At 65.8% G+C, this 19,980-nt stretch carries 18 protein-coding genes; 11 read left to right on the forward strand and 7 right to left on the reverse strand.

Annotated features, from left to right (window positions below; all coding sequences use genetic code 11):
* Window positions 1–162: 162 nt before the first annotated feature.
* Window positions 163–1,254 carry an ROK family glucokinase gene (locus tag ACTJK0_RS15805; RefSeq protein ID WP_440745828.1) on the forward strand — a complete coding sequence of 364 codons (1,092 nt, stop codon included), beginning with the start codon at window positions 163–165 and terminating at the stop codon, window positions 1,252–1,254.
* Between the two features lie 22 nt (window positions 1,255–1,276).
* On the opposite strand, the gene ACTJK0_RS15810 is transcribed toward ACTJK0_RS15805, so the two are convergent.
* The 3 genes from ACTJK0_RS15810 to ACTJK0_RS15820 are packed head-to-tail and all read right to left on the reverse strand — an operon-like array spanning window position 1,277 to window position 3,478.
* Window positions 1,277–1,849, reverse strand: a complete 573-nt coding sequence (locus tag ACTJK0_RS15810) for a hypothetical protein (RefSeq protein ID WP_110545622.1) — start codon at window positions 1,847–1,849, stop codon at window positions 1,277–1,279.
* On the reverse strand, window positions 1,836–2,693 hold the full coding sequence (locus ACTJK0_RS15815) for an alpha/beta hydrolase (RefSeq protein WP_440745829.1): 858 nt from the start codon (window positions 2,691–2,693) through the stop codon (window positions 1,836–1,838). The genes ACTJK0_RS15810 and ACTJK0_RS15815 overlap by 14 nt, the downstream gene beginning before the upstream one ends.
* Window positions 2,690–3,478 (reverse strand): alpha/beta fold hydrolase, encoded by a 789-nt coding sequence (locus ACTJK0_RS15820; protein WP_110545624.1) that lies wholly within the window; start codon window positions 3,476–3,478, stop codon window positions 2,690–2,692. Before ACTJK0_RS15820 ends, ACTJK0_RS15815 begins: the two co-directional genes overlap by 4 nt.
* A 111-nt stretch (window positions 3,479–3,589) precedes the next feature.
* On the opposite strand from ACTJK0_RS15820, the gene ACTJK0_RS15825 reads away from it, so the two are divergent.
* Both ACTJK0_RS15825 and ACTJK0_RS15830 read left to right on the forward strand, forming a co-directional pair.
* On the forward strand, window positions 3,590–4,420 hold the full coding sequence (locus tag ACTJK0_RS15825; protein WP_440745830.1) for a lysophospholipid acyltransferase family protein: 831 nt from the start codon (window positions 3,590–3,592) through the stop codon (window positions 4,418–4,420).
* A gap of 98 nt (window positions 4,421–4,518) precedes the next feature.
* A complete protein-coding gene (locus tag ACTJK0_RS15830) occupies window positions 4,519–5,910 on the forward strand; it encodes a class II 3-deoxy-7-phosphoheptulonate synthase (RefSeq protein WP_440745831.1) in 1,392 nt (463 codons plus the stop codon).
* Window positions 5,911–5,955: 45 nt separating this feature from the next.
* Here the strand turns inward: ACTJK0_RS15830 and pknB are convergent, their stop codons facing one another.
* Window positions 5,956–8,046, reverse strand: coding sequence for a Stk1 family PASTA domain-containing Ser/Thr kinase (gene pknB, locus ACTJK0_RS15835; RefSeq protein ID WP_440745832.1), 2,091 nt, complete (start codon window positions 8,044–8,046; stop codon window positions 5,956–5,958).
* 97 nt (window positions 8,047–8,143) lie between these two features.
* Window positions 8,144–9,541, reverse strand: coding sequence for a LysM peptidoglycan-binding domain-containing protein (locus ACTJK0_RS15840; RefSeq protein ID WP_440745833.1), 1,398 nt, complete (start codon window positions 9,539–9,541; stop codon window positions 8,144–8,146).
* 249 nt (window positions 9,542–9,790) lie between these two features.
* Between ACTJK0_RS15840 and ACTJK0_RS15845 the strand changes: the two genes are divergently transcribed.
* Window positions 9,791–10,144 carry an Rv2175c family DNA-binding protein gene (locus ACTJK0_RS15845; RefSeq protein ID WP_181422525.1) on the forward strand — a complete coding sequence of 118 codons (354 nt, stop codon included), beginning with the start codon at window positions 9,791–9,793 and terminating at the stop codon, window positions 10,142–10,144.
* Between the two features lie 10 nt (window positions 10,145–10,154).
* Here the strand turns inward: ACTJK0_RS15845 and ACTJK0_RS15850 are convergent, their stop codons facing one another.
* Window positions 10,155–11,249 (reverse strand): polyprenyl synthetase family protein, encoded by a 1,095-nt coding sequence (locus ACTJK0_RS15850; protein WP_110545635.1) that lies wholly within the window; start codon window positions 11,247–11,249, stop codon window positions 10,155–10,157.
* Window positions 11,246–11,764 carry a hypothetical protein gene (locus tag ACTJK0_RS15855; RefSeq protein ID WP_440745834.1) on the reverse strand — a complete coding sequence of 173 codons (519 nt, stop codon included), beginning with the start codon at window positions 11,762–11,764 and terminating at the stop codon, window positions 11,246–11,248. The genes ACTJK0_RS15850 and ACTJK0_RS15855 overlap by 4 nt, the downstream gene beginning before the upstream one ends.
* Window positions 11,765–11,939: 175 nt before the next feature.
* On the opposite strand from ACTJK0_RS15855, the gene dinB reads away from it, so the two are divergent.
* The 7 genes from dinB to ACTJK0_RS15890 all read left to right on the forward strand — a co-directional run bounded on the left by dinB (window position 11,940) and on the right by ACTJK0_RS15890 (window position 19,978).
* Window positions 11,940–13,121 (forward strand): DNA polymerase IV, encoded by a 1,182-nt coding sequence (gene dinB, locus ACTJK0_RS15860; protein ID WP_220034413.1) that lies wholly within the window; start codon window positions 11,940–11,942, stop codon window positions 13,119–13,121.
* A gap of 252 nt (window positions 13,122–13,373) precedes the next feature.
* Window positions 13,374–13,745, forward strand: a complete 372-nt coding sequence (locus ACTJK0_RS15865; protein ID WP_440745835.1) for a DUF3040 domain-containing protein — start codon at window positions 13,374–13,376, stop codon at window positions 13,743–13,745.
* A gap of 350 nt (window positions 13,746–14,095) precedes the next feature.
* Entirely contained in the window at window positions 14,096–14,524 is a 429-nt protein-coding gene (gene mraZ, locus ACTJK0_RS15870) for a division/cell wall cluster transcriptional repressor MraZ (RefSeq protein WP_018763545.1), read from the forward strand.
* A 165-nt stretch (window positions 14,525–14,689) separates the two neighbouring features.
* The gene (gene rsmH, locus ACTJK0_RS15875) at window positions 14,690–15,682 is read left to right on the forward strand and encodes a 16S rRNA (cytosine(1402)-N(4))-methyltransferase RsmH (RefSeq protein ID WP_440745836.1); all 993 of its coding nucleotides are present in this window, start codon (window positions 14,690–14,692) and stop codon (window positions 15,680–15,682) included.
* Complete coding sequence (locus ACTJK0_RS15880; RefSeq protein WP_440745837.1) at window positions 15,679–16,398, forward strand: hypothetical protein; 720 nt, start codon at window positions 15,679–15,681, stop codon at window positions 16,396–16,398. The genes rsmH and ACTJK0_RS15880 overlap by 4 nt, the downstream gene beginning before the upstream one ends.
* Before the next feature lie 48 nt (window positions 16,399–16,446).
* Window positions 16,447–18,252 (forward strand): peptidoglycan D,D-transpeptidase FtsI family protein, encoded by a 1,806-nt coding sequence (locus ACTJK0_RS15885; RefSeq protein ID WP_440745838.1) that lies wholly within the window; start codon window positions 16,447–16,449, stop codon window positions 18,250–18,252.
* 94 nt (window positions 18,253–18,346) lie between these two features.
* Window positions 18,347–19,978 carry a UDP-N-acetylmuramoyl-L-alanyl-D-glutamate--2,6-diaminopimelate ligase gene (locus ACTJK0_RS15890; protein WP_440745839.1) on the forward strand — a complete coding sequence of 544 codons (1,632 nt, stop codon included), beginning with the start codon at window positions 18,347–18,349 and terminating at the stop codon, window positions 19,976–19,978.
* The last annotated feature ends 2 nt before the right edge of the window (window positions 19,979–19,980 follow it).

A 19,980-nucleotide genomic window follows, 5' to 3' on the forward strand; every position in this document is an offset into this window, starting at 1 on the left:
TTTGATATCTGAAGTCCCGCGCAGGGGTTTGCCTAAAGACTAGTACCCCGGGTGGAACAGTGCAGTACATAAACCTACTGGCGAGTAACTTAGCCGTCAATGTGCTGGGCACGCGGGGGAGTATGTTAGGACAATCCAGCTCGAGGCCTAGAATGGTGGACTATGTACGGACCGTTGCCCGGCGATCAGGCCGGCCCCCTTAGAAGGCAGGCTCCCTGGCGGCGCCGGCGTCCAGCCACCTATCGTCCGGGGCAGTTGCACGGAGGGGTGGGCGGGCATCTTCGCCTCGGCCGCAAGGGACTGGCCATCGGCATAGACATTGGGGGCACCAAGGTGGCCGCGGGGGTGGTGGATGCCGAGGGCCGGATCCTTAGTGAGGCACGCCGCTCCACGCCCGGAACCGATCCGAGGGCGGTGGAGCAGGTCATCGTGGAACTGGTGGAGGAACTGGGCCGCGGTCACCGTATCTGGTCCGTAGGCATCGGCGCGGCCGGCTGGATGGACCTGGCCGGCGGGACGGTTCTTTTCAGCCCGCATCTTGCCTGGCGCAACGAGCCGCTGCGCGGGAACCTCCAGCGGCTCCTCCGCCGCCCCGTACTGCTGACCAACGACGCCGACGCCGCCGCCTGGGCAGAGTGGCGCTTTGGCGCCGGACGGGGAGAAGACCGGCTGGTCTGCATTACCTTGGGGACCGGCATCGGCGGAGCCATGGTGATGGGCGGCAGGGTGGAACGCGGGCGGTTCGGCGTTGCGGGGGAGTTCGGCCACCAGATCATCATGCCGGGCGGCCACCGGTGCGAGTGCGGCAACCGAGGCTGCTGGGAACAGTACGCGTCCGGGAACGCGCTTGGCAGGGAAGCGCGGCTCCTGGCCCGGTCCAATTCGCCGGTCGCCCAGGACCTGCTGGCAGCCGTGGACGGACATCCCGAAGCAATCACCGGTGCCATCGTGACTGAACTGGCCCTTGCCGGCGACCCCGCGTCGCGGGAGCTGATCGAGGAGGTGGGCGAATGGCTCGGCCTGGGGCTGGCCAACCTTGCCGCTGCCCTGGACCCTGGCCTTTTCGTTATCGGCGGCGGGCTGTGCTCAGCCGGCGACCTTCTCCTGGAACCTGCCCGCAAGGCCTTCGCCCGGAACCTGACGGGCCGCGGTTTCCGGCCTGCTGCAGGGATAGAACTGGCTGCGCTCGGCCCCAACGCGGGCCTTATCGGCGCCGCGGACCTTTCCCGCGTCAGCAGCCGCGTCCACCGATGACCCCGACGGCGCGGCAGGGGACCTAGACCCTGGCGCCGTCGTCGTCGCCATTCTTTTCCTGCGGCAGCTTCATGATCAGGTACACCGTCCCGAGCACGAACACCGCAACAATTCCGACGATCGCCAACAGGGGTGCCGACCGCCAGAACATCGCGGACAGCAGCAGCGCCACGGGTCCGCCCACGGCCCCGAGCCAGGCCAGCATTGTCAGGGGGTCGGTACCGGCCAGGCTGGGTGGTTCCTCCGGCACGAACTCGCCGTCGTCGTCGTCCACCTCATAGTCGCGGGGACCTTCGGCAGCTCCGTCCGGGCCGGGCGCTTCCTGCCGGCCGCCTGCCTCGGCCTGGCGTTCAGCGGCCGATGGTTCCGTCGGCGGCCTAACGGCCAACCCGAGCGGATCGAAGTCGCGGAAGCTGGGCGGCCCCGGCTTTTCCGCACCCGGGGCAGGCGTTCCCGCAGGCGGCTGCCCTCCGGGCGCGGGGGAATCGGGGCGGATCGCCACCGTGTCGGACTCAAGCCGTGCCACCAGGTCCAGCCACACGGCATCGTCCTGGTTGGCCCCCGGGTCCGGCTGCTCTGAGTCAGGCCTGTTCACTGCGGGCCTCCTGTGCCGTTCCCGCTGCGCCACCCGTTCCTGCTGGGCCGCCCGTTCCCGCTGCGCCGCCCGTCCCTGCTGTGCCGGCCGGCGCGGCCTGGACTCGCCGGATGAAGTCCACTGACCCCTCGAAGATGCGGTCGGCGTCGTTATCCAGGGTGGCCACGTGGTAGCTGTTCTCCAGCCGGATGACTTCCAGGGGAGCATGCGTCAGCGCGCGGCGCAGGACATCCATGCTGGCGTCGGACACCACGTGGTCCACAGTGGAGCGGTAGACCTGGACGGGCGCGGTGACGCGGGGGAGGAGCCGGACCGTGTCCCTGAACATCTTGTGCATTTCGTGCGCCGCGGCCACGGGCGTGCGGGCATAGGCACCTTCGTCGACACCGGCCTTGAGGATGTCGTTGCCGATGGACGGGGTGCTTTTCAGCACCAGCTTGAGGATCCCGGCCAGCGGCGCGCGGGGATCGTCGATGACGAGGCACGGATTCACCAGGACCACTCCTGCCACCGGGCGGGTGGCGGCGATGCGCAGCGCCAGCGCGCCCCCCATGCTCAGTCCGGCCGTGAAGACGTGGTCGCATTCGGCGTCCAGCTCCAGGAAGGCGTCATCAAGGGCATCATGCCACTGCTGCCATCGCGTCCGGGCAAGGTCCTGCCACGTGGTCCCGTGGCCAGGCAGCAGCGGCATCCTTACGGCGAAACCGGCGGCGGCGAAAGCAGCAGCCCAAGCCCGCAGCCCGTGCGGGCTTCCGGTGAAACCGTGTGACAGGACCACCCCGGTGCGCGGACCTTCACCGCTGAAGGCGCTGCTGAAGGGGCTGTGGTCCGGGCCGGAGGTCATGGCGTCTCCAAGGTACTGGTGCGGCGGGCATGGGTGGCGACGAATTCCCCCGACCTGGCGAATATTACGGGCGCGTCAACGTCCAGAGTAGCCACATGTCCGCTGCTGGCAAGCTCCACCACGTCAGCCAGGTTCCCGCCCAGCCCTTTCCGCAGCAGGGCCAGCGACGTCGGCGGGACCACGGCATCGGTGCGCGACTTGAAGACCTGGACAGGCGCGTCCACCCTGGGCAGGCTGCGCACGGCGGCAGCGAACAGCTTCTTCAACTCGTGGACCGCAGCCAGCGGAGTCAGGGAATAGTCGCCGTCGTTGGTTGCCGGCGCCCCGGTCTGGTCCTCCTGGATCGGGACGGTGGTCCGCTGGAAGTACTTGAGGAGGCCGATCACCCGCACCCGCCGGTCATAGAAGCTCAGGCCCGGGTTAACAACGCTCACTCCGGCCACCGGATGCCGGGACGCTGCGAGCAGGGCTATGGCGCCGCCCATGGACAGGCCAGCCGTGAAGCAGGTCTCCGTCCGCCCTGCGAGCTCCAGGAATGACTCCTCATAGCTGCGGTACCAGTCCTTCCAGCCGGTCCGGGCCAGCTGGCGCCAGTCTGTCCCGTGCCCGGGAAGCAGGGGAACGGATACGGCGTATCCGAGGCCGGCAAGATGCTGTGCCCAAGGCAGGATACTGACGGGACTACCGGTAAATCCGTGGCAAATGGCGATTCCGATGGCTGCATTGGCGCCGTGGCCTGGATAGCTGAAAGCGGCTGGACGGGACGGAACGCTGCTTTCAGTCATGACTCCATCGTGTCACTGTTCCAGCCAATTCTCACTAGAGTAGGGTTGCATTGAATCGCTGGCCAGGCCCGATGCAGGGCCTGGAGGCTGCCTTCCGGAGAGGTTCACCACGTGTTCTATTGGGTCATGAAAAGGATCTTCCTCGGTCCGGTGATCAAACTGCTCTTCCGGCCCTGGGTCAAGGGCCTGGACAACATCCCGGCGCAGGGGGCCGCAATCATCGCCTCCAACCACCTGTCGTTCTCCGATTCAATCTTCATGCCGCTCATGGTTCGCCGGCCCGTGGTGTTCCTGGCGAAATCGGAATACTTCACCGGCACGGGCATCAAAGGCAGGCTGACTGCCGCTTTCTTCCGCCTCACCAACCAGTTGCCCATGGACCGGTCCGGCGGGGCTGCTTCTGCTGCCTCCCTGAACGCCGGCATGGAAGTCCTCAACGCCGGCGGCCTGCTGGGCATCTACCCCGAGGGCACGCGAAGCCCGGACGGGCGGCTCTACCGGGGCAAGGTGGGGGTGGCCCGGCTGGCGCTGCAGGCCGGCGTCCCCGTGATTCCGGTTGCCATGATCGGCACTGACAAAGTCCAGCCCATCGGCAAGCGGCTGCCCAACATCCGCAGGATCGGGATGATCTTCGGTGAACCACTGGACTTCAGTGAGCACCGGGACCAGGCCGACGACAGGATTGTCCAGCGCAAGGTCACCGACGACATCATGGCCCGGCTGATGCGCCTCTCCGGACAGGAATACGTGGACGAATACGCGGCGGTGGTAAAGCTCCGGCTTGCCGGCAAGCCGGACGTACCGCAGGCCGCCGCGGAACCCCTTGCCGCCCCGGTGGCCGCCCAGGGAGAGTTCGTGCAGGACGAGGCTGCTGCCCCCGGCAGCCCGGCGTCCGGAAGCCCTGTTGAAGAGGACGACGCCGGCAGCCAGGCCGCGGGGTAACGGAACCTTCCAGGCACGCCGCAGCGGTTATGACGGGGCGGGCGGTGAGCGTGACGGCGCGGTGCCCGCGCGCGCCGCCCTGCCGGTAGTCTTGGAGGGTGACTGAGCTATCTGCAAAACCCGCCTTTTCGCTGTCCAGCACCGCCCAGAGCGGAGCGGCCAACTATCCCGGACTGGACAACTGGCGGGACCTTCCCATCTCCCAGCAGCCCAGCTGGCAGAACCAGGAAGTTTTTGAAGCCTCCGTGAAGGAACTGTCGGTCCTTCCGCCCCTCGTGTTCGCCGGCGAAGTGGATGTCCTCCGCGAGCGGCTGGCCGCGGCGGCGCAGGGCAAGGCGTTCCTGCTGCAGGGCGGCGACTGCGCGGAAACGTTCGAGGCCGCCACGGCAGACAAGATCAGCGCCCGCGTCAAGACCATCCTCCAGATGGCCGTGGTCCTTACATACGGTGCCGCCATGCCGGTCATCAAGATGGGCCGGATGGCAGGCCAGTTCGCCAAGCCCCGCTCGTCCAACGACGAAACCCGGAACGGTGTCACCCTGCCTGCCTACCGCGGCGACATCGTCAACGGATACGAGTTCACGCCCGAATCCCGCGGCCACGACGCGTCCCGAATGCTCCGGGCCTACCACACCTCGGCGTCCACGCTGAACCTCATCCGTGCGTTCACGCAGGGCGGTTTCGCCGACCTCCGGTCGGTGCACCAGTGGAACAAGGGGTTCACTGAGAACCCGGCCCACGCCCGGTACGAATCGCTGGCCCGTGACATCGACCGCGCCATCAAGTTCATGGACTCGTGTGGTGCGGACTTCGAGGCCCTGAAGCGGGTGGAGTTCTTTGCCAGCCACGAAGCCCTGCTGCTGGACTACGAACGCGCCCTGACCCGCATCGACTCGCGGACCGGGTTCCCTTACGACACCTCCGCCCACTTCCTCTGGATCGGTGAGCGGACCAGGGAACTGGACCACGCCCACGTGGACTTCCTCTCCCGTGTACGGAACCCCATCGGCGTCAAGCTCGGTCCGTCCACCACCGGGGACGACGCCCTGCGCCTGATCGACAGGCTCGACCCGGACCGCGAGCCCGGCCGCCTCACCTTCATCACCCGCATGGGCGCCGGCAACATCCGCGAAAAGCTGCCTGCCGTCGTCGAAAAGGTCACGGCCTCCGGTGCGCAGGTCCTGTGGGTCACCGATCCGATGCACGGCAACACGGTTACCTCGCCCAACGGGTACAAGACGCGCAATTTCGACGACGTGATTGACGAAGTGCGCGGCTTCTTCGAGGTGCACCACGGCCTGGGCACGGTGCCGGGCGGGCTGCACGTGGAAATGACCGGCGACGATGTCGCAGAGTGCCTGGGCGGCGCCGACCCGATTGACCAGGACGCCTTCCTGGACCGCTACGAATCGGTCTGCGATCCCCGCCTGAACCACATGCAGTCACTGGAAATGGCATTCCTGGTGGCCGGCGCCCTCGCCAAGCACTAGGAGAATCATGCGTGAAGGCGGGCCGGTACTGCCGGCCCGCCTTCGCTACACAACGGTGATCGTAATGACCGATCCTTCCGGGACCTCCCGGTCCACGGGCGACTGATCCCGGACGGTGCCGAAGAATCCGCCCAGGATGTTATTGCGACGGACTTCGAATCCCAGCTTCTTCAGCGCCTGTTCGGCTTCACTTGCCTGCTTGCCGATGTAGCTGGGGACCTGGACCATCCTGGGCCCCTTGGAAACCGTCAGGGTGACGGTCCCTCCCCGGATCAGCGTCCCGTCCGCAGGGGACTGGCTGACGACGGCGCCCTTGGGCACGTTTCTGTCGAACACTTCGTCCGGGGCCACTTCCGCGGTAAGGCCTGCTGCCTTCACCGCAGCCACCGCATCATCCTTGGCTTTGCCCACGACCACGGGAACAGGAATCGGCTGCGGCCCCTTCGACACCGCAATCTGGACGGGCGTGCCGTGGCGGGCGGGTGTGCCGGCACCGGGATCCTGGGACAGGACGCTCCCTGCCGCAGCATTGTCATCGAACTGCTCGGTGACAGTCCCCAGCGCCATGCCGGCCGCATTGAGGGCGTTCTTGGCGTCCGTCAGGCTGCCGCCCACGAGTTTCGGCAAAGGGAACAGCTGGGGGCCCTTCGACACCAGAAGGGAGACCGGCTGGAACTTCCGGATTTCCGTCCCCGCCGCGGGTTCGGTACCCACGACCAGTCCGCTGGGTACCTGGTCGTCGAAAACATCGCTGGTGGTGGAACGGAAGCCAACTCCGCCCAGCAGCTGTTGGGCCTGGGCCACCGTCTTGTTGCTGACAGCGGGAACGGCAGCGGCGGCGCCCGGGCCCATGCCGAAGAACCATCCGGCACCGGTGGCCAGCAGGGCCGCGATGATCAGGACCACAATCCAAAGGACGCCACGACGGCGGGCATTTCCCTCCCGGAGCGTCCGCGCCGGGGTGGCGGCGGCCAGGGCGCGGCGCTTTTCGTTCTCCCTGTCGGCCCGGCGCTGGGCCCGCTTGCCCAGCCGTGGAGGCGGGGGAGACCAGCCGCTGTCCGTGTCGTCGTCGTCCGGCAGTGCAAGTCCGGGACGTGCGTAGTGAACCGTATGCGTCAGGGCATCTGCTGCCTGGTCCTGCCCACGCTGGTGCTGGCCCGGCGGGTACGCGGGCGCCGCCGGCCGGGAGCCTGCCATGAGCGTGGTCGGATTGCTGGACCGGGCCAGGACCTCTGTCTGGTGCTGTGAGCCGGCTGCCGTGGCTGCCGGCGGCTGCAGGTCCAGCTCCGCATCGGTCAGGTGGGTCCGGATATGGCGCAGCTCCTGAAGGAGGGCGGTGGCGTCCACCGGCCGGTTCTCCGGATCATTGGCCGTGCACCACTGCACCAGTTCGTCCAACTCCCCGGCCAGTCCCGGCACCAGGTCGGAGGCCGGCCCTACCGTTCCGTTGACATGCTGGTACGCCACCTGGATGGGGACCTCGCCCTCGAATGGCTGCCGGCCGGTGAGCATCTCGTACAGCATGATGCCCACGGAGTAGACGTCGCTGCGTGCGTCCGCAGGCTTGCCCAGCACAAGCTCCGGCGAAATATAGGCCACCGTTCCAATCAGGGCGCCGGTGCTGGTTGAGCTGGTGACGGCACGGGCCAGCCCGAAATCACCCACCTTGATCCTGCCGTCGTCCGCGATCAGGACGTTCTCGGGCTTCACGTCGCGATGGATGAAACCGGCCGCGTGGGCGGCGGCAAGTCCCTCCACCACGGGATCGATCAACGCGAGGGCCAGCCGCGGCGACAGGGCACCCCTGTCCTTGAGGACATCCCTGAGCGTGTGTCCCTTGATGTACTCCATCACCAGGTAGGCGGTGGTGCCGTCATTGCCCTGGTCCAGGACACCCACCACGTGCGGATGCGAGAGCCGGGCGGCGGCCTTTGCCTCGCGGCCCAGCCGTCCGAGGAAATTTTCGTCAGCCGCGAGGTGTGAATGCAGCACTTTCAGAGCCACCTCGCGGTCCAGCCTCTGGTCCACGGCCAGGTAGACGGTGGACATGCCGCCACGGGCAAGCCTGGAGGTGACGGCATAGCGGTTGTCCACCAGCGTCCCTACAACCGGGTCTGACACGTGTTCCTGCACCATACGATCCTAATCCCGCAGCAAAACGCGTCTGAAATGAAAACGGGTCCGAACCGGTAACAGTTCGGACCCGCCCTCATGCACAGCCAGGGGCGGTGCCTTAGCTGAAGTTTTTCTGGTGTGCCTTGATCGCCGCCACGTACGCCTTGGTGTCGTCGTACATTCCGTACTTGCTCACCGAATACTGCCCCTGGTAGTAGCCGGCGATGGCGGTGTCCTGGTCCTTGCTGGTAGCCAGGAGCTGACGGATGATGGCCACGCCCGCCGCGGCGTTGTCATAAGGGTCCAGCAGGTTCAGTTTCCGGCCCACCAGGTCCGATGCCCACTGACCCGAGCTGGGGATGACCTGCATGGTGCCGATCGCGTTGGCGGGGGAAACAGACCGTTGGTTGAAGCCGGATTCCTGGAATGCGAACGCAAGTGCCAGTGAGGGGTCCACGCCCATGCGGCGTGCCGTGTCCGCGACGATGTTCTTCATCTCCTCGCGGGAGGGGACGGGAGATGCGTTGAGCAGCGCCTTGTTTTCGTTGGCCGAACTCACCACAGCAGCAGGGTAGCTGAAGCCCAGGAATGAACTGGCGACCAGTGGGGCGGGAGCCGGCTGTGGTGCTGCTGCGGGCTGCGGATCAGGCTGGGCGGAGCCGCCGGGAATCACGAGCTTGCTGCCCGGGTAGATGATCGAGTTCATGCCCAGCTTGTTTGCCGAAAGCAGGTCCGACAGCTTGACGCCGTGGCGGGAAGCAATGGCGGACAGGGTATCGCCGGCCTTGATGGTGTAGGAGCCCGGGGCCGGGGCCGACGTGGTTGCCAGGACGGGTGCCGGTGCAGCCGGTGCCGGCGCCGGGACGGCCGGGGCAGGTGCGGAGTCCCCGCCGCCCACTTTGATCTTTTGCCCGGGGTAAATGATGGAGCGCATGGAGAGGTTGTTCCAGCTGAACACGTCGGAGAGGGCAACGTTGTGCTTTGCCGCGATGGCGCCGAGCGTATCTCCGGCCTTCACCGTGTAGGTTGCGCCGCCCGAGGGAGCAGGTGCCGCCGGCGCAGCGGCGGCGGGGGCAGGGGCTGCCGGTGCGGGCGCGGCCGAACCGGACAGTTTGAGCTTCTGGCCCGGGTAAATGATGGTGTTGGCCTGCAGGTTGTTCAGCTTGAGGATCTCACCTGTGTCCAGTCCGAACCGCCCTGCGATGGCGCTGACGGTATCGCCCCGGGCAATCGTGTATTCGGCGGGGGCAGCGGGCTGCGCAGGCTGGAAGGCTGCCGGAATGGTGGTGGAGACAACGGCGGCGGGGATGACCGACCCGGCTGCCTTTGCTGCGGCCTGGGCTTTCATCGCTGCCGCCAGGCTGCTGGGAATGGTCCGCACCGGCTGCTGGGCGGCCGCGGCGGGCTGAGCCAGGGCCAGGGATGACATTACGACCGCTGGCAGTGCCGCAGTGGTGGCGGCGATCATCGGCAGACTCGGCTTGGGGGGCTGCTTAGGCGAGCGGGACATCGTCATCGGAAAGAATCCTCTTCTCAACTGCGGGTGCGGACGCGGACGGGGATGCCGCTTTCAATCTTGATACTACTGTGACTCAAGTTATTAGTGATAAAACTGTGATGCATGTGAATCTCTCATGAATTCGCGAATAGCACAAGAATTTTGGGATTCCCGGGAATAGCCTCTTTTTCGGAGTGTCCGCAGGCCAGGGCCAGAATCACGTGACCCGACTAGGCGCCGGGGCAGGCCGCGTGGCAACCTTGATCCGTGAGTAATGTAGAAAACCTGGTGGGCGAATGGTTGCCGCTGCCCGACGTCGCCCGTTTATTGGATGTTTCCGTAACCAAAGTCCATAGCCTGATTGATGAACACGCGCTGGCTGCATTGCGGGTGGGGGAACGGAAAATCCGGTCTGTCCCCGCAGAATTCATCCAGGACGGCCAGGTGGTGGACAGCCTTAAGGGGACCATCGTGGTGCTGGCGGACGCGGGCTATTCGGATGAGGATCTCATCGGGTGGCTCTTCACTGCTGACGAGTCCCTGCGCGGGCGTCCCATTGATGCGCTGCGCGAAGGCCGCAAGACGGAAATCAGGCGCAGGGCGCAAACGCTCGCCTGGTAATTTCTTCCTTCTAAGAGGCCCGGCTGACGGCGGCCTCAGCCAGTTTCCGCAGGGCGGCTTTGGACAAGTCCTCCAACTCAAGCCCGTCCAGGGCGGCAAATGCCGCCGCGCTGAATTCGCTGATCAAAACTTCCGTCGCCTGCAGGGCCCCTGAATCTTCGATAATCCCCCGAATATGCGTGATGTCAGCCTCCGACAGGTCGGGGCTGCCGAGGCTGGCATCAATAAACGCAGACTCCTCCGGCGACGCCTGGTCCAGAGCGAGGGCCACCAGGACGGTCCGCTTGCCTTCGCGGAGGTCATCGCCGGCGGGCTTGCCCGTGGTAAGCGGATCGCCGAATACCCCCAGGACATCGTCGCGCAGCTGGAAGGCCTCGCCCAACGGAAGGGCAAAGGCGGAATAGCCGCGGAGCAACTCGTCGGATGCTCCCGCCAAGGCGCCGCCGAGGGCCAGCGGATGCTCCGTGGAGTATTTGGCGCTCTTGAACCGGATGATGGACTGCGCCCTGCCAACCGCGCCCGCCCTGTCCCGCACCGGTCCGGCCACTTCCTCCAGGATGTCCAGGTACTGGCCGGCCATAACCTCTGCGCGCATCAAGTTGAAGATCAGCCGGGCGGTGCTGCCGGATGCGGCCCGTTCGCCGATATCAGTGAACGCTTCCTCGCTGAAGGAGAGGCACAGGTCGCCGGCGAGGATAGCCGCGGCCTGGCCAAACCGTTCGCCGTCAAGGGCCCATCCCTGGGAAGTGTGCAGCTGGCTGAAGCGGCGGTGAACGCTGGGGCCGCCGCGCCGGGTGTCCGAGCGGTCAATGATGTCATCGTGGATCAGGGCGGCGGCCTGGAACAGTTCAAGCGCAGCCCCGGCCGTGACCACCTGGCCGGCCCCTGCCTCGCCGCCGGCACCGCGCCAGCCCCAGTAGCACATCAGGGCACGGAGGCGCTTCCCGCCGGTGACCAGGTTGGAAATTGAACCCATGATGGGCTCGATGTCGGGCGAGATGCCTGACATCACGCCCTGCCGGGCCGTGAGGAACGCGGTCAGCTCGCCGGCCACCCCCGCGACAAAATCAGCCTGTTCATTCCTCAGCTGCTCGGCGACCGTCACTTGGCTGACTCAGCTGCAACGTTGGCGCCGATGGTGAAGGTGGAAACGCCCGCTGCTTCGACCACCGAGAGATTAACTGTCTCGTTGTCGCCGCGGACGAAATCCTTAGAAACCACCCCGCCAACGCTGTCACCGGGCACGGCTTTGAAGCCCTGCCCTTCCAAAGTCTTCGTATAGAAGTCGATGACGGAGGCCGGAACCGCCTTGACTGTCCCCACCAACGCGGCCGTCGCAGGGGCAGAGGCCTTGTCAAAGCTGCTGGAAACAACGGTTGCCCCAGGCATCAGGGGGAGGAGCTGCTGTGGGAAGCCCGCCACTACGGCGCCTACGGTCGCGGATGTATTGGGCGACGGCGACGGGCTTGGTGAGGCGGTAAGCACCGGTTGGGAGGCAGCAACGGAAGCGGACTCTGACGGCTGTCCGGACGCGGGCTGGCTGCATGCGGCCAGCGACAGCGCCGCAACGGCGGCAAGCGCGGCCAGACCGGCGGACTTCAAGTTTCCAATAGCCGTCACAGAGACTTTCCTCCTGGAGTTGTTGGCGGAACCAGCCTCCAGTTTAGCCAGCCTGTTTATGCGGCCCCGACAAGCTGTCCGGGCCCGGCAAGCCGATAGGATTGCACGCGTGGGGCCCGCAGGAACAAATCAGCCATCCGCCGCGCGCCTTCCCGGCGGCCGGCGCACGTGCATCATGCACGTGGACATGGACGCCTTCTTTGTCTCGGTGGAGCTCCGTACACGCCCCGAGCTGCGCGGCAAGCCGGTGATTGTCGGCTTCCCGGGTGAGCGGTCGGTTGTTCTCTCCGGGTCCTACGAGGCCCGCGCGTTTGGCGTGAAGTCAGCTATGCCGATGGCTGTCGCCATGCGCATGTGTCCGCAGGCAGTGATTATCGAACCCCGGCACAAGCTGTACTACGAGGTGTCCGGGCAGCTGATGGCCATCTTCGAATCCATTACGGGCCTCGTGGAGCCGCTCAGCGTGGACGAGGCCTTCCTGGACGTCACCGGGGCCCTGCGGCGGCTTGGTCCCCCCAGGGGAATCGGTGAACTGATCCGCCGCCGGGTGGCAGCGGAACTGGGCATCACTGCTTCCGTCGGCATCGCCGAAACCAAGTTCGTTGCCAAGATCGCGTCCACCCGGTGCAAGCCCGACGGGCTCCTGCTGATCACACCGGACGAAACCGTGCCTTATCTTCACAGCCTCCCCGTGGGCGCACTGTGGGGTGTGGGGGCCAAGACCGGGGAAGTCCTGGCAAAAATGGGAATCAGGACGGTGGCGGACGTCGCGGCCACTCCGGTGTCCGCACTGAAGAAGGTCCTCGGTGCCACCGGGGAGCATGTCCACCGCCTGGCCTGGGGCATCGATCCCCGTCCCGTCACTCCGGTCCGGCTGGAGAAAAGCATCGGGGCCGAGGAGACGTTCGCCACGGACACCGACGACGACGCCCTCCTTCGCCGGGAGCTGCTGCGACTTTCGCACCGGACCGCCGGCCGCCTGCGGAGTTCCGGAATGGTGGCCCGTACGGTGGCACTGAAGCTGCGCTTCGCCGACTTCTCCACCGTCACCCGCAGCAGGACCGTCCAGACACCGGTGGACAGTGCCCAGCTGATCTACGCCGTGGCACTGCAGCTCCTGGAGTCGCTCGGGAGCAGGGCCATGGCGGTACGGCTGGTGGGCGTGCGGGCCGAGCAGCTCGAGGAGACCGCCCGGACGTCCCTGCAGCTGAGCATCGACCGCAGGGATGAGAACTGGCGCGCGGCCGAGCAGGTCCTGGATGAAGTGACCCGCAAGTTCGGCAACAAGTCCGTCCTGCCGGCCCGTCTGATGGAGCCCGAAAACCGGCCCGGCGGCGGGGCGGAGCGGCTTGCCTGACGGGCCCGCCGAAGTCATTGCCGTCTTTCAGATCAGCCCTCAACAATCTATCCTTAGATATACATAGTTTTTGAGTGAATGGACTTACTGCCGGACCCTCTTGGACATGCTCCCGCTCCCGCGGACGCGTGCTGGGTTCCTGTTTTTGCCAGTGACGGCGGAACGGGAACTTTCCAGCAACAGCAGGCGTTTTACGGTGCAGTAGTAGTGGCTGGGACCAGCCCGGACGTTGGCCTACAAAAGGAGGTCGTGATGCCGCTGTCGGAGCACGAACAGAAGTTGCTTGAGCAGCTTGAGAAGCAGCTTCACGAGGACGACCCGAAGTTCGCGAACTCAATGGGTTCGGACCCCGGTCGTTCATGGTCCACAAGGCATGTGGTTATTGGGGTCCTGTGTGCACTCGCCGGCGTCTTCCTGCTGCTGGTCGGTGTCACCCTCCAAAACATCTTTGTTGGCGTGCTGGGCTTCGTAGTGATGGGCGGCGGAGTGTATTTCGCCACCATGCGAAGTTCCCGCGGAAGGGCAGGCTCCAAAGCAGCCGGCGGAAAGTCCGGCAAGCCGCGGAGCTCGTTCATGAGCGGTCTCGAAGAGCGCTGGGACGAACGCCGCAAGGGTGAGCCCTAGCCACTCCGCCCGACGGCGCCAGCCTCCTCCACTTCGCTCCCCGCGAGCAGGGGAGTTCACGAAAAGACCCGCTTCGGCGGGTCTTTTCGCGTTTAACGGCGCGCGGTGGCCTGCATGCGCTTTCTTCCGGCCGCCGCCAGGGCTGATCGGGGGGCGCTTGCGAAAAGTCCTCCACTTTCCACCACCGGAGCAAAAACCCGGCAATTCAAGGAATTTTTCCCACAACAACGCTGCCTGCCGGGTGGTTTTGCGTTGACTGTGGTGGAAAGTGGAGTAATGTGGAGGACATAAGAGGGTGGTTGCAACATTAGGGGATGTGCAGTTCCTGACAGCGGACAGGCGGTGGGCCAGTGTTTCTGGGCACTCACTCGCCGCGTCTGGATGAAAAGGGACGGATCATTCTCCCCGCTAAGTTCCGGGAGGAACTTGCCAGCGGTCTGGTGCTCACGAGGGGCCAGGAACGTTGCATCTACGTCTTCAGTGAGAAGGAATTTGCACGGGTCCACGAGCAGATGCGGGAGGCACCAATCTCCTCCAAGCAGGCGCGTGACTATATCCGCGTATTTCTCTCTGGAGCCTCGGACGAGGTACCTGACAAGCAGGGGCGCGTGACCATTCCACCGGCGCTCCGGGAGTATGCAGGGCTCGGAAGGGAACTCGCCGTTATCGGCGCCGGTACCCGCGCCGAGATCTGGGACGCCCAGGCTTGGAATGAATACCTTGCGGAGAAGGAAACGGCCTTTTCCGAAACTGACGATCCCATTCCAGGAATTCTCTGAATTCCGGGAGCGGGGCAGCAGGGTTTCCTGGATGAGATCTCCAGCCGGCCCATCGGCTGTCAACCTGGCTCACCTTCCCCGGAGCCAGGCGGGCGGAACGGTAGGCGCGGATGGGGATCTGGTCCCGGAAACAGCAAGTGACAACGACGGCGGGAGAGGACAGGCATGACCGACCAGCCCAAACCCACGTCCGAACGCCATGTGCCGGTCCTTCGCGACCGGTGCATCAATTTGTTGGCACCGGGATTTGAAGCCGCAAGGCTCCGCGGCGAAACCCCCGTGGCAGTGGACACCACCCTCGGTATGGGCGGCCACTCCGAGGCAATGCTCCAGCGGTTTCCCGACCTCCACCTCATTGGCATCGACCGTGACGAGGAAGCGCTGGCCCTCGCGGGGGAGCGGCTTTCCCCCTTCGCTGCCCGGACTGACCTGGTGCACGCGGTCTACGACGAGATCCAGGACGTCCTGGCAGACCTTGGCGTGGCCGAAGTGCACGGGATCCTGATGGACCTCGGGGTTTCGTCCCTTCAGTTGGACGAGCGTGGGCGCGGTTTTGCCTATTCCTTCGACGCGCCGCTCGATATGCGGATGGACACCAGTCGTGGACAGACCGCAGCGGATGTTGTCAATACCTATAGCGAAGAGGACTTGGTCCGGATCATCCGCAAGTGGGGTGAGGAAAAGTTTGCAGGACGCATCGCCAACAGAATCGTCGCGGCACGTGCGGTCAAGAAGTTCACCACCACGGGGGAACTGGTGGAGCAGATCCGTTCCGTGGTCCCTGCCTCCGCTGCAAAGTCGGGCGGCCATCCCGCCAAGCGGACCTTCCAGGCCCTGAGGATCGAAGTCAACGAAGAACTCGACGTCCTGGAGCGCGCCGTTCCTGCCGCCGTTGACTCCCTAGCCCTCGGCGGCCGCATCGTCGTCATGTCTTACCACTCCCTGGAAGACAAGATCGTCAAAGGCGTCTTCCAGGCCCGCTCCAAGTCTTCCGCTCCGCTTGGTTTCCCGGTCGAGCTGGAAGAGCACAAACCTGAACTCAAGACCCTGACCAAAGGCACCGAGGTGCCAACCGCCGCCGAAATCGCCGAAAACCCGCGCGCTGCATCCGCCAGGCTTCGCGCGGCAGAACGAATCAGAGCCAGGAGAGCTGCATGAGCACCGCCGCCGTCAAGAACTTTCCCATCGTGCCCGGCAGTTCGGCGGCCGACAGCAGGCCAGCAGGCGAACCCGGTGGGGGACGGAAGGAGCGCACGCCCCTCTCTGTGGTCCAAAGTGCCCCGCGCAAGCGCCGTGCCCCGTTCGTGGTGCTGTGCTTCGCCATGCTCGCCGCGGCGTTGATCGCTGTCCTGGTGCTGAACATCTCGGTATCCACCGCCCAGTACCAGTTAGTGGAGCTGCGCGCCAAGCAGAGCTCCCTGACCAAGGCGAACCAGGACCTCACCCAGCAGGTGCAGAACTTCGAGGCCCCGCAGAATCTGGCGGCAAAGGCCACTGAGCTGGGAATGGTGGCTTCCACCGTCAAGGGACAGATCGACCTGTCCACACTCTCTGTCACTGGAAAGGCCACCCCCGCGGTCAAGGGGGCTGCGGCGGGAGCCGTGATTCCATCGCCCGCCGTGGCAGGCCAGCTTATTGTGCCGCCCGCTGCCACGGATGCGGGCGCGAACAAGTCGGCCACCGCCGCGGACAGGTCGGCCACAGCTGCCGACGCCGGCAAGGCAGCGGCAGACGCCGCCTCCGCCAACGCGGCCAACGATGCCGCGAAGGCTGCGGCCGCCGCCCAGGCCGCTGCTGCCGCCGCTGCCGTGCCGGCCCCCGAACTTCACGGCGGATCCATCCCGGCACCCCAGCAGAAGGTCCCCGGACAGTAGGCCGTCAGGCAGGACAGGCAGCAGCGTCGAGCAGCAAGGAATATCAAGGTGGCGGAGACGACCGGCAAGGCAGGAAAAAGCAAGGCACCCAACGCCACGAAGCGCTTGCGTTTGGGACTGGGCATCATGCTCACGCTCCTGCTGGTGGTAGGCGGGAAGCTCTTCCTGGTCCAGGGACTGGACGTCGGGGGGATGGCTGAAGCGGCTTTGAACAGCCGGATGACGTCCGCGATCCTACCCGCCGAGCGCGGCAGCATCCTGGACTCGCGCGGCACCGTCCTGGCGAACAGCGTCATCCGCTACAACATCGTGGTTGACCAGCGCGTCAACACGAAAACGGACTCCTACAAACGGCTCGAGCCCCAGGCCGACGGCCACGACAAGCTGGTGGATGTCACCCGCGACCAGGCAATCTCGGAGCTTGCTTCGGCGCTTGGCATGGACACCAACGCCGTGCGGGATGCCGTTACGGGCGCGAAGCCTTACTACATCGTGGCCAAGGAAGTGAAGCCCGATGTGGAAGACCGCATTTCCAAGCTCCAGGTTCCCGGCATCGTTGCGGAGGGTGTCAGCAAGCGCGTCTACCCCAACGGGGCCGTGGCCGGGGGAGTGGTGGGATTCCTCCAGGACGGCACCACCGGACAAGCCGGCATCGAGCAGACCCAGGATGACCAGCTCAAGGGCAAGGACGGCAAGCGCCTGTTCGAAATCGGGGCTGATGGGCTCCGCATTCCCGTTGGCCTTGACGAGCTGACGCCACCTCAAAACGGCAAGAACGTCAAGCTCACCCTGAACTCGGATCTGCAGTACTTTGCGCAGCAGGCCATCCAAAGCCAGGCGGACAAGCTCAGCGCCGAATGGGGCGTCATCATCGTGATGGACGCCAAAACAGGGAACCTGCTCGCGCTGGCGGACACCAACGCCCCGGACCCCAACAATCCCGGGTTGGTGGCCGCAAAAGACCGCGGCGTGCGCTCGGTGACCGCAGCCTACGAGCCCGGCTCGGTTGAAAAAATGATGACCGCTGCTGCCGTTATCGACGAAGGGCTCGCCAGCCCCCTGGACCACTTCACTATTCCGCCCACCTACACCGTGGATGGGCAGACATTCAGCGACGCCTTCACCCATGGGACTGAGGAACGGACACTGGCCGGCATCATCGGCTATTCCATGAACACGGGAACTGTCATGGCCGGCCAGCGGCTCAGTAAGGAACAGCGCTACGACTGGCTGAAGAAGTTCGGCATCGGCGAGGCGCCCGACATCGGGCTTCCGGCAACCGCATCGGGCATCCTCACCCCGCCGGACCAGTGGGACGGACGCCAGCAGTACACCGTCCTGTTCGGGCAAGGCGTTTCCCAGTCCACGCTTCAGACGGTGCGCGCCTACCAAAGCATCGCCAACAACGGCGTCATGCTGCAGCCCCGGCTCATCGACTCGTACATCTCACCCGACGGCACGGAGGAGAAGGTTCCCGCGCAGCCCTCACGGCAGGTTGTCTCCGAGAACACTGCCCAGCAGGTCCAGGACATCCTGGAGAGCGCCGTCACCGAGGGTGAAATCAAGGACGCAGGCATCGATGGCTATCGTGTGGGCGCCAAGACGGGAACGTCCGAGTCACCGTGCGACGACGGCAAGAGCGGCTACTGCGGCTACACCGCCTCCATCGTCGGAATGGCGCCGATGGATGATCCGCGGTTTATTGTTGAGGTGGTGCTTCAGCGGCCGAAGGGCAGCATCTACGGCATCACCAACGGTCCGGTGTTCCGGTCCGTCATGAGCCAGACGCTTCGGACCTACAACGTCCAGCCGTCCACCGGCGAGCCGGCACGACTGCCGCAGTACGCCAAGTAGCCGCTGCGCCGCCGCGAGTACCAGCAGCATCCAGCGCACCACAGTGCCCGGCACGATCCATGCCGGGCACGCACTAGCACCATCGGAGATCCCCTTGTCAGAGTTCAGCACGCCCGGCAGCGACACGGCCCGGGACGAAAACCCAGGCCGTTTCCGGCCCGCAGCCGTGGCAGCAGTCCCGCTGGCCGCCGTCGGGCAGGCCGTTGGCGTTGCCGTGCCCGCTCCTGCCGCGGACGTGGAAATCACTGGTATCTCCATCAACTCCCGCACCATCGAGCTCGGCGACCTGTACGTCGCCCTGCCCGGGGCAACGCGCCACGGAGCCGACTTTGTCACTGACGCCATCGGTTCCGGGGCGGCAGCCGTCCTCACCGACGACGCCGGCGCACGCCTTCTTGCCCTTTCCGCGGACACCCCCGTGCCCGTGCTTGTCGTGGACAAGCCACGCAACGAGGTGGGGCCGCTTGCTGCCATGATCTACCGGAGCCAGTCCGCTGACGGCACCCCGCTGCAGCTCTTCGGCGTTACGGGAACCAACGGAAAAACCACCACGACCTACTTCATCACGTCTCTGCTGCGGGCCCTGGGCCGGCAGACCGGGCTGATCGGCACCATAGAGATCCTGGCCGGCGGGAAGCCGATCCCGAGCCTCCTCACCACCCCCGAGTCACCGGAGGTCCACGGGCTTCTGGCCCTCATGCACGAGCGGGGCCTGGATGCGGCGGCCATGGAAGTGTCTTCGCACGCCATCTCATACCAGCGGGTGGACGGACTGGTCTTCGACGTCGCCGGATTCACCAACCTCACCCAGGACCACCTGGACCTGCACCACACCATGGACGGGTACTTCGCCACCAAGGCACAGCTCTTCATGCCGGAGCGCGCCCGCTCTGCGGTGGTGACGGTCGACGACGAGTGGGGCCAGCGCCTGGCCAACAGCAGCCAGGTGCCCCTCATCACGCTCAGCACCAGCGGACAGAGCCCCGCCGATTGGACAGTGACCCGGTCCTCGCCCCGCGGGCTTGGCACCGACTTCACCCTCACCGGACCCGCCGGGACCACCCTGGACATCCACACCGGGCTGCCCGGCAGCTTCAACGTGGCCAACGCCGCCCTGGCGGCGCTCATGGTGCTCGCCTCCGGCGTGGACCCGGCAGACCTTCAGGCAGCCCTGGACAACGCCGATCCGTTCACCGTGGCCGTGCCGGGGCGAATGCAGCTCGTCGCGGAAAAACCCGCCGCCGTGGTGGACTTCGCCCACAACACCGACGCCCTGGCCCGCGCCCTCGAAGCCGTACGGTCGCCGGAACCGGGCTCGCGGCTGATCGTTGTGTTCGGCGCCACCGGGCAGCGCGACCAGGGCAAGCGGCCCGCCATGGGAGCCATTGCCGCCAGGCTCGCGGACACCGTGATCATCACCGATGACGATCCGCACGACGAAGACGCGGCGGCGATCCGCGCCGACGTGATGGCCGGGGCGCGGGAAGCCATTGACGCTGAGTCCCTGGGTGCCGGGCTGCTGGAAGTCTTCCCGCGGGACGAAGCCATCCGGCACGCCGTGGCCCTGGCACATCCCGAGGATACGATTCTCGTGGCAGGCCGCGGCCATGAGGTCTGGCAGGAAGTCAAAGGGGTCAACGTTGCCCTGGACGACAGGGTGGAACTGCGCACCGCCTTGACAGCCAGGGGATTCAACGTTCTCCCCGACGACCGGATAGAGTCCTAGAC

This window comes from Paenarthrobacter sp. 22069 (genome assembly GCF_052046035.1).
Taxonomy (GTDB): Bacteria; Actinomycetota; Actinomycetes; order Actinomycetales; family Micrococcaceae; genus Arthrobacter.